We start from the raw sequence: 439 nt of genomic DNA, 5'->3' as shown, positions 1-439 counted from the left end.
CTTCACGGCACTGCTGGTTACGCACGATGTGTCCGAGGCGATTGCGCTGGCCGACCGCGTGGTGCTGATCGAGGACGGCCGCATCGCGCTGGACCAGCGCGTGGACCTGCCCCGGCCCCGCCAACGCGGCGCGGCGGCGTTTGCGGAACTGGAGGCGGCGGTGCTCGACCGCGTGATGCGGAAGGCAGAGCCGACGCACGTGGTGTTTGACGCGCCCACCTTCYCCCCCGACCCCTCTCCCGCAAGCGGGCGAGGGGAGACCACATTCAGCATTTGAAATGCCTCTCTTTCTCCCCTCTCCCTCCGGGAGAGGGGCGGGGGAGAGGGTAGGCGCATGCCATCCCGCTGCGGCCACAAACTTCGTCTCCCCTTTATCGGACGACCTTCTATCATGATCCATCAGGCCATCCACACACCGGCGTTGCCGGCGGAGTTGCCA

General features: G+C 67.1%; 1 pseudogene. It reads left to right on the top strand.

What is annotated here, in order from left to right:
- Positions 1-277 (top strand): annotated as a pseudogene (locus tag AB4Z27_RS29625) (hypothetical protein); the annotation flags it as partial.
- Positions 278-439: the final 162 nt, after the last annotated feature.

The sequence above is a fragment of the Cupriavidus sp. KB_39 genome (genome assembly GCF_052114485.1).
Classification (GTDB): Bacteria; Pseudomonadota; Gammaproteobacteria; order Burkholderiales; family Burkholderiaceae; genus Cupriavidus.
Note: the sequence above shows the minus strand (reverse complement) of the source record. Positions and strands in the feature narration are given on the sequence as shown.